This is a genomic window from Pseudomonas fungipugnans (assembly GCF_029955235.1).
Classification (GTDB): domain Bacteria; phylum Pseudomonadota; class Gammaproteobacteria; order Pseudomonadales; family Pseudomonadaceae; genus Aquipseudomonas; species Aquipseudomonas fungipugnans.
The window spans coordinates 1,187,704-1,205,409 of the sequence record NZ_JARBWL010000001.1 but is presented as its reverse complement, the minus strand read 5'-3'; the positions used below and the strand labels follow the sequence as shown (position 1 = coordinate 1,205,409).

General features: G+C 60.5%; 3 protein-coding genes. All 3 read left to right on the top strand.

Annotated elements, in window-relative coordinates; all coding sequences use genetic code 11:
- Window positions 1-11: 11 nt before the first annotated feature.
- The 3 genes from POF45_RS04740 to POF45_RS04730 all read left to right on the top strand — a co-directional run bounded on the left by POF45_RS04740 (window position 12) and on the right by POF45_RS04730 (window position 17,655).
- Entirely contained in the window at window positions 12-16,433 is a 16,422-nt protein-coding gene (locus POF45_RS04740; protein ID WP_282315214.1) for a two-partner secretion domain-containing protein, read from the top strand.
- A 10-nt stretch (window positions 16,434-16,443) separates the two neighbouring features.
- Window positions 16,444-16,791, top strand: coding sequence for a hypothetical protein (locus POF45_RS04735; protein WP_259494813.1), 348 nt, complete (start codon window positions 16,444-16,446; stop codon window positions 16,789-16,791).
- Window positions 16,792-17,271: 480 nt separating this feature from the next.
- The gene (locus POF45_RS04730) at window positions 17,272-17,655 is read left to right on the top strand and encodes a DUF6896 domain-containing protein (protein ID WP_259494811.1); all 384 of its coding nucleotides are present in this window, start codon (window positions 17,272-17,274) and stop codon (window positions 17,653-17,655) included.
- The last annotated feature ends 51 nt before the right edge of the window (window positions 17,656-17,706 follow it).

Genomic DNA, 17,706 nt, shown 5'->3' with positions numbered 1-17,706 from the left:
GAGATTCTGAAATGGACATTCGTCACCTGACCTTCTTGGCCGGCCAACCTGCTGCTGCCGTAAAACCCTGTGAGCACTTCTGGGGTATGCCCAAGCGCGGGCTGGCGTTCCTGTTGGCGAACGTCATGTTCTGGCAACCGGTGTGGGCGCAGGCGGACGGGATTGTGGTGGCCAATCCGAACACCAGCCTCGGTCAGGCGGGCAACGGCGTGCCGATCATCAACATCGCCACGCCCAATGGCACCGGGCTGTCGCATAACCAGTTCCACGATTACAACGTCGGCACCCAAGGCGTGATCCTCAACAACGTCGCGGGGCAAACCGGCGCGACGCAGTTGGGCGGCATCATCGTCGGCAACCCGAACCTGACCAACCGGGTCGCGGCACAAACCATCCTCAACGAAGTGGTCGGCGGCAACCCGAGCCAGTTGCGCGGTTATACCGAAGTGGCGGGGCAGTCGGCCCGCGTGATCGTCGCCAACCCGTATGGCATCACCTGCAACGGTTGCGGCTTCATCAACACCCCGCGCGTCACACTCACCACCGGTAAGCCGGTACTCGACGGCGGCCGAGTCGACCATTATCAGGTCGATCAGGGCAGCGTCTCCATCGACGGCGCGGGGCTGAATGCGACCAACGTCGACAGCTTCGAAATCATCACCCGCAGCGCGAAAATCAACGCCGAGATTCAGGCGAAAAACCTGACGATCATTGCCGGTCGCAACGACGTCAACGCACAGACGCTCAACGCCACTGCAAGAGCCGACGACGGCAGCGCCAAACCGCAACTGGCCATCGACTCCTCTTCGCTGGGCGGCATGTACGCCGGCGCGATCAGGCTGATGGGCACCGAGGCGGGTGTCGGGGTGAAACTCGACGGCAAATTGATCGCCAGTGGTGGCGACATCCAACTCGACGCCAACGGTCAACTGAGCCTGGCCGAGACGTCGGCCGCCAACGGCGCGGTCAATGTCAAAGCCGCCGGCCTCAATGCCCAGGGACCGGTCTATGCCGGCACCGCATTGAATGTGCAGACCCAGGGCGACCTGGCCAGCCAGCAAACCCTCGCCGCGCGGGACAGCATCACCCTGAACGCGGGCGGTCAACTGAGCAACAACGGCGTCATTGAAGCCGGTGTGAACAGCGATAACAGCCGCAACAGCAGCGGCGATATCAGCCTCACGGCGCAAAATCTCAACAACAACGGGCACAGCGTTGTCGCCAGTCGCAACCTCACCGTCAACACGGCACAGACCGCCAGCAACCAGGGCGGCACCCTGAGCGCGCAGCAACAGCTGCAAGTGGCTGCCGGGACGCTGGACAACCAGAACCACGGTCGACTCCTGAGCAGCGGCACGCTGAACCTCAATGCCGATCAACTGCTCAATGCCCAATCCGGCCTGGTGACCAGTAACGGTCAACTCACGGCTGCCGTGGGTTATCTGAATAACCGCGCGGGCGAGCTGTCGAGCCTGAGCAACGTCAACCTGCGGGTGGCTGCGCTGGACAACGTCGCCGGCCTGGTGATGGCGGGCAACACGCTGGACATCAACGCCAGCGGCGCCCTGAACAATCAGGGCGGACGCCTGGTGGCCCCGCAAAATCTGCAGCTCAAGGTGGCGTCGCTGGATAACAGCAACCAGGGCTCGATCAGCAGCCAGGGCACGCTGGGCATCGTCGCCAGGGGTGCACTGGACAATCACCAGCGCGGCAACATTCAAAGCAGCGGTGCGGCGGTGATCAACGCCGGCACCTTCGGCAACCAGCAGGGCGGTCAACTCGTCAGCAGTAACACGCTGAGCCTGACCGCAGGCCAGGTGAACAACAGCGAAGGCGGGCGCATCGCCAGCGCCATGGCCCTGACGGCCAGCGTCACCGGGCTCGATCAACATGACCGGGGCCAGCTCAGCAGCAACACCGGCCTGAGCCTCGACCTGAACAACGGCCTGCTCAACAACCAGAACGCATTGATCACCACGCCCGGCGCGCTGCTGCTGAACAACCTCAACGCGGTGCTCAACCAGAACGGCGAAATATCCAGCCATACGGGCTTTACGTTGGCGGCCAACAGCCTCGACAACACGGCTGGCAAGGTGCTCAGTGATGCAAGTCTGACGCTGCTGATCAACCAGACCCTGAACAATCTCAACGGTCAGGTGGCCAGCCAGCAACTGCTGGTCAACGCCAACAGCCTGATCAACACCACCGGTGTCTTGTCCAGCCAGTCCACGCTGGACTTGAACACCGCCAATCTCGACAACAGCAGCGGCGGCAGCATTGCCGGCCTGGGGCGCTTGGGCCTCAACAATGCCGGCGCGCTGACGACTCAGGGCGGGCGGATCAACAGCGGGGCACAGCTGAACCTGACCACTGGCACGCTCGATAACAGTCAGCGGGGCGTGATTCACGGTGCAGGCGCAGTGAGCATCGCTACCGGTGCCTTGCAGAACCAGGGCGGACAACTTTCCAGCGACCAGACCCTCGACCTCAGCGCCACGCAAGTGAACAACGGCCTGGCCGGGCAGATCAGCAGCACCCAGGCACTCAACGCTCACGTCACCGGGCTCGATCAGCACGATGGCGGTCACCTGTTCAGCGCCACGCGCCTGAGCCTGGACATGAACCACGGCCTGCTGAACAACCAGGGCGGTCTGATCAACGCGCCGGGCCAGTTGCTGTTGAGCAACCTGGGCCTCGTCAATAACCGCCAGGGCGAGATTTCCAGCACGCTGGGTTTCAATCTGACGGCTGACAGTCTCGACAACACCGACGGCAAACTGCTGTCCGAACAAGCGCTGGTCGTGCGGATCGCACAGGCGCTGGACAATACCCGCGCACAGATTGCCGCGGCGGCCATTGATCTGCAGGCTCAGAGCCTGAACAACCAGTCCGGCAGCGTGAACGCCGGCAGCGGTTTGAGCCTGTTGCTCGCCGGTAGCCTGAACAATCAGGGCGGAAAACTCGGCGCCCGTGATCTGACTGTGCAAGTCGCTGACCTGGACAACCGTCACGGCCAGATGACCGCCGACACCCGTCTGTCGCTGGTGGCGCGCAACGGCATCAACAACGCCAGCGGTTCGATGACCGCCGGCCAGTTGTTGTCGGTGCAGGGCGCGAGCCTCGATAACACCCAGGGCACGCTGCTGAGCAGCGCCACCCTGACCGCGAACATCGCCGGGCAACTGATGAATCAGGCCGGCCTGCTGTCCTCGGACGGCTTGCTGACCCTCACCAGCGCCGGTCTGGACAACCAGCTCAAGGGCCGCATCGTCAGCAAAGCCGGGCTCAATCTGGCTGTTACCGGGTTGCTGGACAACCGCACTGGCAGCCTCGGCACCACCGGAGCCCTCAGCCTCAATGCCGACCGCGTGGACAACCGCCAGGGCGGTTCGCTGAATGCTGTCCAGGCCATGGATCTGGGCGTGCAGCACCTCGACAATCAGGGCGGGACCCTGTCCGGGCAAAGCGACCTGACCCTGACCGGCACGACGCTGGACAACAGCAACGGCGGTCAGTTGCTCGCCAACGGCAACCTCAAGCTGACCCTCGGCCAGCTCAACAATCAACGCAACGGTCAACTGTCCGGCCAGGCCGGGGTCCAGGTAAATGCAGCGCAACTGGACAACAGCCTGGGCGGCAATCTGTACGCCAAAGGCCGTCTGGGCCTGACGTTGAGTCAGCAGTTGCTCAACAACCAGGGCACGCTCAAGGGCGACGGCGCCATCGTGCTCAGCAGCGCCGGCGTGAATAACGATGGCGGCACGTTGTCCAGCGTCCGGGGCCTGAAACTGACCAGCCTCGGCACCGTGAGCAACCTCGGCGGCAGCCTGATCAGCGGCGACAGCCTCGACCTGAGCAGTGGCCAACTCAACAACGGCGCCGGCGGCAACATTTCCAGTGCCGGCGCGCTGAGCGCCAGTGTCAGCGGTCTTGATCAACAGGGCGGCAAGCTGTTCAGCAATAGCCGCTTGAGCCTTGATCTGAACAACGGCCAACTCAACAACCAGGGCGGTCTGATCAGCACCCCCGGGCAATTGCTGCTCAACAACCTCAAGGGCGTGGCTAACCAGAAGGGCGAGATATCCAGCGACAAGGCCTTTGGCTTCACGGCGGCAAGCCTGGACAACAGCGCCGGTAAAATCATCAGCCAGCAGGCGCTGATGCTGCGTGTCGATCAGGTGTTGAACACGGCCAAAGGGCTGGTCTCGGCCAACGGCCTGAACGTGCAGGCCGGCAGTCTGGACAACAGCGACGGCACGTTTGGCAGCGACGGGCAGATGACCCTGACCGTAAGTGGCGCCGTCATCAACCGCAACGGCGCGCTGACCAGCGCGGGTAATTCAACGCTCAAGGCAGCGAGTCTGGACAACACGGCCGGCCGGGTGGTCGGCGACCTCGGGCTGAGCATCGACCTCAGTGGTGCGCTGATCAACCAGGGCGCGACCCTGGGTTCGGGCGGTGACCTGAGCCTCACCGCTGCCAGCTTCGACAACCGCGCAGCCGGCACCTTGCTCGCTGCCGACGGCGTGCTGACCGGGCATATCAGCGGTGCTTTCGACAACCGTGAAATGGGCAAAGTACGCGCCACTGGCGGCATCGACCTGACCACCGGCAGCCTCGATAACCGCGGCGGCAGTGTGGCCGGCAAGGGCTATCTGACCCTGCACGGCGACTCGGCGGACAACCGTGGCGGGCTGATTCAGGCTGATCAGGCGTTGACCTTGCTGGTTGGGCAACTGGATAACCGCGACAAGGGCAACCTGATCGGCAAGGCCGGCATGGGCTACGAAGGCACGCGCCTGGACAACACCGGCGGCCTGCTCAGCGCCGTCGGCCCGTTGACCCTCAAGAGCCGTGAAGTCGCCAACGCCGGCGGGCGCATCGCCAGTCAGGCCGACCTGACGGCCAACATCGACACCCTCACTCAGCAGGGCGGCGCCCTGGTGGCTGCGGGCAACCTGAGCCTCACCGGCAACAGCCTGGATAACCGCAACCGCGGTGCCGTCGGCAGCGCAAAAGCGCTGAGCATCAATGTCGATCAGATCGATAACCGCGCCGGCGAACTGTCGAGCACGGGCGCCGACATCAGCACGGGCGGCGTGAAGCTGACCAGCCAACAGTTGGACAACAGCACCGGCGGCAAAATCATCTCGGGCGCGGGCCTTGAGTTGACCGTGGCGCAATTGATCAACCAGACCAAGGGCATGATCCATGCCGACGACGCCATTCACTTGACGGGTTCGCGTCTGGATAACCTCGGCGGCGCGATCGAGAGTGGCAGCGCGCTGGACATCCGCCTCGACGACGCCTTGCTCAACAGCAACGGCTCGATCGCAAGTCAGGCCGGTTTCAACGCGCAGGTCGCCAGTGTCGATAACAGCAACGGCGCAATGACCAGCCTCGGCCTGCTGACGATCAACAGTAAGGGCGCGCTGATCAACCGTGGTGCAACCCTGTACTCCAAGAGCGGCATGACCCTGCTCAGCGCCAGCCTGGACAACAGCCACAGCGGCAATCTGGCCAGCCTTGGCGCGGTGCGCATGACCACGGGCGCCGTGGACAACAGTCAGAACGGCAGCATGACCAGCAGCGATACCCTGGACCTGAACGCCACCCAGGTCAGCAACGGCGCGGGCGGCGCGATCAGCAGCGAAAAAACCCTGACCGCCAGTGTCACCGGCCTTGATCAGCAGGGCGGCGAGCTGTTCAGCAAGACCGCGCTGAGCCTGGACCTGAACCACGGCCAACTGAACAACCAGGGCGGTTACATCAACGCACCGGGCAGTTTGCTGCTTAAAAATCTCTACGGTGTCGCCAACCAGAATGGCGAAATCTCCAGCACACAAGCCTTCGACCTGACGGCACAAAGCCTCGACAACAGCCACGGCAAACTGCTGAGCGACCAGGGCTCGTTGACCCTGCGCATTGCACAGGCGCTGAACAACAGTGTCGGGGTGATAACCGGCGCGGCCATCGACAGCCGCAGCGACAGCCTGGACAACAGCAACGGCACGATGAGCAGCCGGGGACTGCTCGACCTGGGCGTCACTCAGGCCTTGAACAACCACAATGGTGTGATGATCGCCGACGGCTCCTTGCTGCTCGCCAGCGCCAGCCTGGACAACCGCGACGGCTCGATCTCCGGCAAGCGTGACATCGTCGCCAACGTCGGTGCGCTGGACAACCAGAACGGCAAGTTGATCGCCAGCACGTCCCTCGACCTCACGGGCAACACCCTCGACAACCGCAAGAGCGGTCTGGTAGCCGCTACAAAAGCGCTGAAACTCAGCGTCGGGCAGATGGACAACCGTGGCGGCGAACTGTCCAGCGGCGGCGGGGTGACGCTGGCCGGTCAACAACTGGATAACAGCGACAGCGGCCAGGTGATTGCCGGGCAAGACCTGAACCTGAGCCTGGATCAGGTGCAAAACGTCAACGGGCTGCTCAACGGCAAGGGTGTGCTGAGCCTCGATGGCGCCGTCCTCAACAACCTGGGCGGCAGCCTGTATGGCTTGCAGAAAATGCGCCTGACCCTCAGCGGCGACCTGGAAAACGGCCACGGCCTGATCGCCAGTGAAGGCGCCCTTGACGTCACGGCGACCCACCTCGGCAACACCGGCGGCAAGTTCTCCAGCGCCGATGCACTGACGCTGACGGCCCGTGGTGATGTGCATAACCAGGGCGGTACGTTGATTACCGGCAACAGCCTGACCCTGCACAGCGCCAGCCTCGACAACAGCCACAAAGGCAGCCTGAAAAGCAAAACCTCGATGCTGGTCAGCACCGGTGCGCTGGACAACAGCCAGGCCGGGCGCCTGGACAGTGACGACACGCTGGCTCTGACCGCAGGCCAAGTGACCAACCGCGACGGTGGCAGCATTGGCAGTATCAATGCACTCACGGCCACTGTCAGTGGCCTGGACCAACAGGGCGGCAAACTCTTCAGCAATACCCGCCTTGCGCTCGATCTGAATCACGGCCAGTTGAACAACCAGAACGGCCTGATCAACGCGCCGTTGCTGCAACTCGACAACCTCGATGGCGTCAACAACCAGAACGGCGAAATCTCCAGCGCCCAGGCGTTCAGCCTGGCGGCCACAAGTCTGGACAACAGCAACGGCAAGCTGCTCGGCAAGCAAGCCCTGACCTTGCGCGTCAATCAGGCGCTGAACAACCTCAAGGGCCAGATCGCGGCGGCGGCGCTGGATGTCGGTGCCGGCAGCCTGAACAACAACGAAGGGGCGATCTCCAGCGGCAGTGACCTGACCCTGAGCGTTGCCGGTGTGGTGAATAACCAGAGTGGCGGCTCGATCAACGCAGCCCAACGTCTGAGCCTCGGCAGCGCCGATCTGAACAATCAGGGCGGTGTGCTGCTGGGTGGCAGCGCCTTGACCCTCAACGCCATGGCCCTGAACAACAGCGCCAAGGGCCTGATCAACAGCCAGGGCGGTATGACCCTGACCGCCACCAGCCTGGACTCCAGCAATGGCGGCGAAGTGTCGGCCAAGGGCGATATCGACCTGAGCGTCGGCGCACTCAGCCAGAACGGCGGTCGCCTGTTGGGTGACGGCGCTGTGCATCTTGACCTGATCGGCGGCGACCTCGACAACCGCAACGGTACGTTGACCGCCAAAGGCCCGCTGAGCATCAGCCGTCTGCGCGACCTGAACAACCAGAACGGCGAGCTCTTCAGCAACCAGAGTTTCAACGTCACTGCACGTACGCTGGACAACAGCGGCGGCAAACTCATCAGCAGCAATGTACTGGGCCTGACCGGCGACACCCTGCTCAACCAGGGCGGCCTGATGTCCGGCTGGCAGGGCCTGAGCGTCAACGGCGCGAGCCTCGACAACCGCAACACCGGCACCCTGTCCAGTCGCAGCGGCAACCTCGACGTCAGCGTCAGCGGTGCGCTGCTCAACGGCAGCGCCGGCGCCCTGGTCAGCAACAATGACCTGAGCGTCAGCGCCGCCAGTCTCGACAACGTCGCCGGGGTTATTTCCAGCGGCGCCCATCAGCGCCTGAGCGTCAGCGGCCTGCTGAACAACGCCCAGGGCGGTTCGATTGACAGCGGTGCAAGCCTGACCCTGCAAGCCATGGCCTTGAGCAATGGCGCAACGATCAGCGCGCAGCAAGCCCTGAGCTTCACCGGCACCACTCTGGACAACAGCAACGGCAGCCTGGCCGGCAACGGCGCGGTGAACATCGACCTGCTCGGCGTCCTGACCAACACCAACGGCAAGCTCGTCAGTGGTGGGCCGATGGTCATCAGCCGCAGCACGCAGATCAACAACCAGGGCGGTCAGTTGATGAGCCAGGGCTTGTTGACCCTGTTCACCGGCGGCCTCGATAACCGCCACCGTGGCACCGTCGCCGCCAATGACAACCTGACCCTCATCAGCACCGGTGCGGTACAGAACAGTGACGACGGCCTGATCTACAGCCAGAACGCCAACCTGCAACTGCAAGCCGCCAGCCTCGGCAACGCCAAGGGCGCACTGCAAAGCCTGGGCAGCATGGGCGTCACCGTGGGCGGTGATATCGATAACCAGAGTGGCCGAATCATTGCCCAGAACGGCGACCTTGGCCTGAGCGCCGCCAACATCGACAACCGGGGCGGTACGCTCGCCAGCATCAAAGGCGCGCTGGATGCCCACGTGGTAGGCGTGTTGAAAAACGGCTACGACCTGACCAACAACCGCCAGGGCGGCATCACCCAGGCCCAGCGTCTGAACCTCAGCGCACTGGGCGGGATCGACAACTACGGCGGACGCATTTCGGCCCAGGGCGGCGATGCCGTCATCGAGACGGCCAGCGGCAACTTCGACAACCGCAACGGCGGGCTCTACGCCAAGGGACTGGTGAAGGTCCACGGCAACAACTTCGACAACAGCGGTGACAACGACGGCCAAATCGCCGGCAGCCAGATCGACCTCAGCCTCGATGGCGCCCTGAACAACCGACTGGGCATTATTGAAAGCGACAACACCCTGAGCGTGCGCGCCGCCAGCCTGGACAACCAGACCGGCCAGCTGCGGGCCTTGGGCACCAGCGGCAAAACCCAATTCCAGATCGGTGGCCTGTTCGACAACCGCAACGGCACCGTCGAAACCGCCAACACTGACCTGACGCTCAACGCAGCCGGCTTCGCCAACATCGGCGGCAAACTGCTGCACGTCGGCACGGGCACCTTTGATATCTCCATGCCCAATGTCAGCAATGCAGGCGGCACCCTGGTGACTCGAGGCGGCCTGACGTTGAACGCCGACACCTGGACCAACAACAGCGTGATCCAGGCCGGACGCCTGACGGTCAACGTGAACAATTTCAGCCAGACGGCGGGCGGCCAATTGTTGGCATCCAGCAGCTTCGTCGGCACGGGCGGCAACTGGAACAACGATGGCCTGCTTGCCAGTGATGGCAGCCTGAGCCTCAACCTGTGGGGCACCTATGGCGGCAATGGCCGTGCCAGCAGCCTCGGCAACCTGGGCCTGAGCGCAGGGCAACTGAACCTCAACAGCGGCACCAGCATCGCGGGCGGTGGCGACACCACGATCAACGTCGGTGGTCAGCTGACCAACGCCGGTCGCCTGACCTCCAGCAATAACATGACCCTGACCGCAGGCGGTGTGAGCAATACCGGCACCCTGGCCACCGGTGAAAACCTGACCTTGCGTACCGGCAACTTGCTCAACAGCAATGGCCTGATCTCCAGCGGCGGTGACATGCAACTGCTGGCCGCCAGCTTTACCAACGCGTATGCGCAGGTCTATGGCCTGGGCAATGTACTGATCGCCCGGGACGCCAGCCAGAACAAGGCCGACCTGCTGGACAACCGTTCCGGCAACATCGAGAGCGCGCAAAACCTGACCATCAGCGCCATGACCGTCAACAACGTCCGGGATGTTCTGGACTACACGGCGCATGAAAAAAGTTCTGTGAGCATCACCGAACGTGACTGCAACCTGGTCCCGATGTTTGGCTGCGACTTCCGCCATGGCGGGAAACAGAACGGCTATTGGCAGATCGATGAAGTCGACCGCTTGACCGTCAGCAGAAGCAGTGCCGCCTCGGGCCTTTCCAGTGGCGCGAATATCCTGATCAATGCTCAGACCCTCAACAACATGAGCAGCACCATCGCCGCCTCAGGAAGCGTGACGGCCAATGCCACCAACATCGTTAACCAGGGCGTGCAGGCTCAGGAGATCACGACCACCAACTTTTACGTCAGCTACGTCAAACAGATCTTCGCGGCCAGGCAGATGGCCAAGGATTTCAACGCGAAAAACAGCCCGACACCTTCGGCGACCGTCGAGGCTGACCTGAGCGCATTCACTGGTTTTGTGGAAGGCGGCAGGTCTTCAGGGTCCACGAAGACCACCAATACCGATGGCCAGTCGTATGACGCCGTGATCCAGGCCGGTGGCAACGTCAGCCTCAACGCGACCAACAACATCGAGAACGGCGTACGCCGACCGTATTACGCTTACGTCGCTGCCGGGCGCAACAAAGCCGATACGGGCTCGGGCAGCGCGTATTCCACGCCGATCTATGTCAACTCCCAGTTGCCGCCCAACCTTGCGCAGCAACAGGTCAACCCGCTCGCACTGCCAGGTTTCAGCCTGCCCACCGGCCAGAACGGTTTATTCCGTTTGAGCGGGCAGGGTGGTGGTAACCAGCAGGCGACCCAGGTCAACACCGCACCACAAAGCTGGAGCATGAGCAGTGCCACCGTCAGCACTGCCCAGCGTCAGCAAGAGCTGCCGACTGTTCAGGCGCGCAGCGTGCAGATTGCTGATGTCGCGCAGGTGGTCGCCAGCGACCGCAAGCTGGTTCAGATCACCGCTCCGACCGCTGCCAGCAACGTCACGGGCAGCGCGATCAACATCACTGCGCCAGTCGACAATGCCGGCAATGTTCAGCTGACCGGCCATGACCACACTGACGCCGCCATCACTCAGGTGAGCGCCGTGCATGTCGAGGCGTCCACCCAGCCTACGGTTGCAACCGGTCCGGACCTGAGCCTGCCGACATCGCTGCCGGCACGCCAGGACCCGGTGGTCACTGTCACTTCACCTGTCACCGCGCCTGTGGTGCCGGTAGCTCCCGTCGTGAACGCCAGTATCAGCGCGCCGGTGGCCGTTCCCGGCGCCGTGACCGCCGTGCCTGCCAGCACCGCCGTGGCCAGCCAGAGCGTGGCGCGGGTGCAGGGCCTGCCCGACACTTCGGCACGCTCCAATCCGCAAAAATACCTGATCGAAACCAACCCGGTGCTCACCGACCTCAAGCAGTTCATGAGCTCCGATTACCTGCTGGCAAACCTGGGCTACGACCCGGACAAGAGCGCCAAACGCCTGGGAGACGGTTTCTACGAACAGAAGCTGATCCAGCAAGCCGTGGTCGCCCGCACGGGCCAGCGTTTCATCGATGGCCAGACCTCGGACGAGAAGCTGTTCAAGTACCTGATGGACAACGCCATCACCAGTAAACAGCAACTCAATCTGTCCGTTGGCGTGACCCTGACTTCCGAGCAGGTCGCGGCCCTGACCCACGACATCGTCTGGATGGAAAACGCCACGGTCAACGGTGAATCAGTCCTGGTGCCGGTGCTGTACCTGGCCAACGCCAACAACCGCCTGGCCCCGACCGGCGCGCTGATTGCCGGCAACGACGTCTCGCTGATCGCCGGCAAAGACCTGACCAACGCCGGCACCTTGCGCGCCACCAATAACCTGTCGGCCACCGCCGGCAATGACCTGGTCAACAGCGGCCTGATCGAAGCGGGCAACCGCCTCGACCTGCTGGCGGGTAACAACATCGTCAACAAGGCCGGCGGCATCATCGCCGGTCGCGATGTCTCGATGACCGCCCAGCGCGGTGACGTGATCAACGAACGCACGATCACCACCCACGACAGCAGCAACGGCGTGGCCAGCGAGCGCCGCGACTTCACCGACAGCGCCGCACGCATCGAAGCCGCCAAGGCCCTGAGCGTGTCGGCCGGTCGTGACATCAACATCACCGGCGGCCAGGTAGAAAGCGGCACCGACATGCAGCTGAACGCCGGCCGAGACGTCAACATCGCGGCCGCCCAGGTCAGCAACAGCACCGTCAACGACAGCCAGCACAGCAACAGCAACATCACCCAACTGGGCGCCCGCATCAGCGCTGGCCAGGACCTGTCGGTCGTGGCCGGCCGCGACATCGCCGCCATCGCCAGCCAGATCGACGCCAAACGCGACCTGTCGCTGTCCGCCACGGAAAACCTGAACCTGAGCTCTGCGGCAGACGAGCAACACTCGCTGCTCAAAGTCAAAAAACTCACCGCCCAGGAAGACCACGTCAGCCAGGTCATGACCGAACTGTCGGCAGGCAGCAACGTAAAACTGAGCGCCGGCCAAAGCCTCACCGCCATCGCCAGCCGCATTACGGCGGGGGATGAAGCGTATCTGGTGGCAGGGGACAAGCTTGATCTTCTGGCGGCGCAGGACAGTGATTACAGCCTCTACAACAAGACCAAGAAAAGTTCTTCAGGCAAGAAGACTCGACTCGATGAGGTGGCCAGTACCACCAGCGTTGCCAGTGTCGTGACCTCTGGCGGCGACAGCACCCTGCTGGCCGGCAAAGACATGCTGATCAAAGGCAGTGAAATCGCCGCCGATAAAGGCAACGTGCAACTTGTCGCCGGCAATGATGTGCAGATCGTCGCGGCCACCGAATCCAACAGCGCTCGCCATGACAGCAGCTCCAGCAAAAGCAGCTGGGGCGGTTTGAAGTCGAGCAAGGTTCAGGATCAGCTGGCTGAGACACAAACCAAAGCGGTCGGCAGTGTCATCTCGGGTAATACCGTGAACGTGACGGCCAAGCGTGACGCGACAATCACCGGTTCATCCCTGGTCAGTACCGAGGACCTGACCGTACAAGCCGGTCGCGACCTGACCATCAATGCTGCTGAAAACACATTCAGCCGTGACGAATTCCACAAGGAAAAGAACCGCGATCTGAGCGGCATACTGACCGCCAACAAGCTGGGTCTTGATGACATCACCGGCAACCAGCACCTGTCGGTCAGCGGGCAGAACCACACCGGAAAATCCTCGCAGACCACCTTGACCGGCAGCACCATCGGCTCCAGCGAAGGCAACGTCAGCCTCACCAGTGGCCGTGAACTGAACGTGATCGCCAGCGACCTCGTCAGCACCAAAAACATGAGCCTGATCGGTTCCAAAGTGACCATCGCCGCCGGCATGGAAACTTCGAACCAGAGCAGCACCGACAAGAGCAACAGCCTGGCCGTGGGCCGGGTGGTCGGTGGCTCGATTGTCGATACGGTCAACACGATCCGCAGTTCAGTCAAAGCCGCAAACAGCGCAGACGATCCGCGCCTCAAAGCGGTGAAACTGGCTCAGGCGGCCATGGCGTTCAATGACCTGGGGGGCATGGCCGGCGGTGTAGCAGGCGCGAGTTCGGACTATGGAAACAAACAAGGCTCGGGCGGCAGTGGTTCGCTGATCAAGATCGGTACAGAACTGGCCAACACCCACAGCAAGAGCACCAGCGACTACACCAGCCAGACCGCCAAGCAAAGTTCGCTTAATGCGGGCAAAAACCTGCTGATTGTCGCCGATGGCGGCGTACCGGGAACGGCTGGCGATATACACGTTGTAGGCAGCACACTGAAAGCCGCCGACACCGTACTGCTGGCCAAAGACAACATCACTCTGGAAAGCGCGCAGAACACGGCGAAATGGGCCAACGACAGCACGCACAACAAAACCGCGATTGGTGCCAGCTTCAACCTTGGCCAACAAAATGGCTTCACCCTCGATCTGGGCGCGTCAATCGCCAAGAGCATGGGCACCGGCAGTTCCGTTACCCAAGTCAACACCACGCTGGATACCGGTTCCTTGTCCTTGCACAGTGGCAAGGACACGACCCTGGCAGGTGCGCAGGTTCGGGCGGACAGCATCAAGGCGTTGATTGACGGCAACCTCAACATCACGTCGCGCCAGGACAGCGAAATCCAGAAAAGCAAACAGGGCACTGCCGGTTTCGGTGGCAGCATCTGCGTGCCGCCGTTCTGCTACGGCGCGCCGGTAGCAGTTACCGCCAGCCTGTCCGCTGGCAACATGAACAGCGAGTACAAAGCGGTCACCGACCAGAGCGGTCTGTTCGCCGGCAAGGGCGGCTACGACCTCGACGTCGGCAAAAACACCACCCTGCAAGGCGCGGTAATTGCCAGCGAAGCGTCGGCAGACAAAAACCTGCTCAGCACCGATCGCCTGCTCGTCAGCGACATCAAGAACACCAGCGAGATCAGCAGCAAGTCCGCCGGTATTTCGGTGTCCTACGGCAGCAACACCGGCTCATCCCTGGGTGGCAGCGTTCCGCTGGCACTCAGCGACTCAGACCACAGCAGCACCCGCAGCGCGGTCAGCGATGGCACCATCGTCGTACGCAATGCCGACGGCGCGAATGATCTGGTCGGGCTGAACCGAGACACCAAAAACGCCAACCAGAAGCTGGACAAGCCTGATGAAAAGGCCATGCAGGAACGCATTGACCTGATTCAGAGCACGGTGGCGCTGTCCAAATCCGTGATCGACACCGTTGCCAATTCCCAGCAACAGGCGGCTGCTGAGAGGGGCAAGGCAGCGACGACTGATGAGGAGAAAGCGGCTGCGCGTGCTGATTACGACAGTTGGAACGTGGGCGGCAATAAACGAATCATGGCCGACGTGGCGGCTGGATTTATTGCAGCGAGTCTTGGGGGCGTTGGTGGATCTACCGCAATCGGCATCGTCGCCAACACCACTTCAAATGACGCGTTCAAAAAAGTGGGTGATTTCGCCAACGAGCAAAAACGCAACGCCACTGACACCGCAACTCAAGCAGCATGGGCCGAAGGCGGAGCTGCACGCGTGTTGCTGCACGCGTTGGTTGGCGCCGCGATGGGGTTGTCGAGCGGGAGCGCTGCAAGTGGTGCTTTGGGAGCCGGTGCTTCGGCTGCTCTGATGCCCGCTATTGGTGATGTTTTGGGCAAAAGCGGACTGACGGAGCGCGAGCAAAGTAGCTTTAGTACGTTGATTGCGGCTGGGCTGGGTGTTGCAGCGGGTGCCAGTGGTGGTGCATCAGGTGCAATTACCGGGGGGAATAGTGCGGTCGGTGTTGAAATGTTTAACCGCAAGTTGCACAAGGAGCAGGAAACTCCACTGCTGAAGAAAAAGGCCGAAGAGCTTGAAGCTACGCGGGGGAAACCACGGTCGAGCGCTCGATGGGAAGACCTTCTGCTCATGGCCAGCGGCGCTGAAGTTGACGCTGTCGACCTGACGCGTTTGACAAAACTGATGAAGCTAGCCACTGGGAATGATCCGGAGTCTGAGTCTTTTGCTCAGGACATGGGCGTTGCATATGACGTAGTCGCGAAGTTGGCAGCTCAGAAAATTCCTTTGACCTGGAGCGATGGTTCACAAATCTTGGCCAATGGTGCGCCGGTATACGCATTCAACTCGACAAAAGGACAATTCAACGATTCAACGTTGTTCGACGCCGCTGGGAATTATGGTCCGGGTGCTGTCTATCAGCAGTGGAGGCAATACGGCCAAGACCAGACAACTCAGCATGGGAATGAGCTCCCGAGCATATCCACCTCCGTGTCTGAGGTGGCAGATGCCGCAGAACGCTTGTCAGCGTTGGCTGGCAAGGGTGTACTGTCTGTTAGCATTATCGATGACGCGCTTCTTTCGATGACTGGCGTTCGAAGCGGTAAGGTTGTTATCGATGCGGTCCTGGAGGTTATGGCGAAAAGGCAAGCTGCGAGGGAAGCGGCAGCGGATGCTGTAAAAGGAGTGGTCAGCACAGAAAAAACAGCGCTCCCGGCGGGTTATCGCGAAGGCAGTTCTGCAGGTGCTGCTTTCAATGAAACTGGAGGGTTGCCTGATGGTTATCGCCGGGTTATTAATACTAAAACGGGCAACACTGAAGTTCTTGGTTCGGATGGAAATCTCTATTTTGAGACCAGCAATGGACTGAGGCCGAAGGCGGGGGGTAATCTTGCGGGATTGGTTGAGGCTGAAAAGGGTATTGCTGGTGCAAAAGGATTAGAAATTGCGCCAGGTAAGTTCGATTATCTGTTCGGCCGTGTCGCTAGTAACTCCCATAATGCCGCTCGTTCAAATCAGCTTGCGCTCGAAATGAAGAGACTTGGTGTTCCAGACAATGCCGCTGGTCGTCAGATGCTGACTGATCACTTGACCCTTTCTGCCAAAACTGACGGCAATGTGATGAACACCTTCTCCAATCAGTACGGAAAATTTGAGGTCAGAGAGTCCTTGTTTGTGGGACCATCGGGTAAGGCTGCTAATTTCCAGAGCACATTCCAGGTTCTTGATGACGGAACTCGTAAACTCAGCACAGTCATACCGCTTCACTGAGGAGGTCGTAATGGAATTTCCAAGCACAAGTGACTTTTTGGAGGAGTTTGGTATCGAGCCTGTTGAGGTTGATCCAACCTTGGCTCTATGTCGCTATACTAAGAAGTCAAAATATAATGAACTCGAGGTTGATATTTCTTTTAGTGCTGTGATGAAATCGTTCCAAGTCGTGCTGAGACTTTCAATGCAAGAGTTGGCAGTTATTTCGTCGGAAAACGTCAAGTCTATTGAGTTGGTGCGGGATGGTTCGGGGGCTGGAGTTCATGTTGTATTTGAAATTCGTGAATCGATTTCGGAGGCTAGAGTGATATTTGAACCTGATGTCAGTTGTCGATGGTGGACATTGCGTAACGTATAAATGGTGCAAAAGCAAATGTGGGATCAATTAGTCATATCTCTGGAGTGAATTGCTGATTTTAAGCAGCAGGGTACCCAACAAAACCAGTAGTTTCTCCGACCAGCGGAAATGTGGTCGAAACTCAATACATCTTGCCTGATGGTTCGCGAGTTCGGGTGATGCAGGCGGATGGTCGAAGTCCCCAGCGCATCATTCGAGAACGCTAATGGCGGACCTGTTGATCCTACTACTGGAAAGCCGCCGCAGCCCCCGCAGGGTTTATCGAAGGCTGAACGGAAGCAGTGGATTAGAGAGCGTACACATATTGAGCAAGTGGAAAGTTGATTATCCTTGATGGCCACCATCGCGCGGAGGCTGCTTCAAAAGCTGGGATCAAAGACGTGCCAGTCAATGTGCATAGCGTGACTAAGGAAGAGGCAGACCAACTTATGCGAGAGGCTGCTGAAGCTCGGGTGAGATACTAGTTATGAGGCAATTAGTATGAATGATGTATTTCTTTTCGTAGAGCTTCAGTGCCAATTGGTGTTTGCGTTCGCAGAACTACATCCCAACGTAAAGGATTTGAAATGGCTTATCGATTTTCCTCAGAGTGGAGAAATGATAGTTGATGGTGCTCAGTGGCGATTTGTTAAGCATGGTGCAGGATTGCGTTTTGAGAAAACGTCATGCGAGCCGCATTGGGTTGTGGACGTACATAAGTTTTTTGGTGAGCCAAAAAGAATCGATGAATGGCGGCTAATCAAGTTTCTAGAGTCGTGTGGGAAATGTGTAGATAGGAGAAAAGTTTCATCGTTACTAATAGAAATGTGCTTGGAAGGTCATTTGATTGATCTCGGTAGTGGGCAGTACTTTTTTGTCGGGTAGTTGTCGGTGCAAAAGAGGCTGCCGCCGCCAATGAATTAGCAAGATTATTTG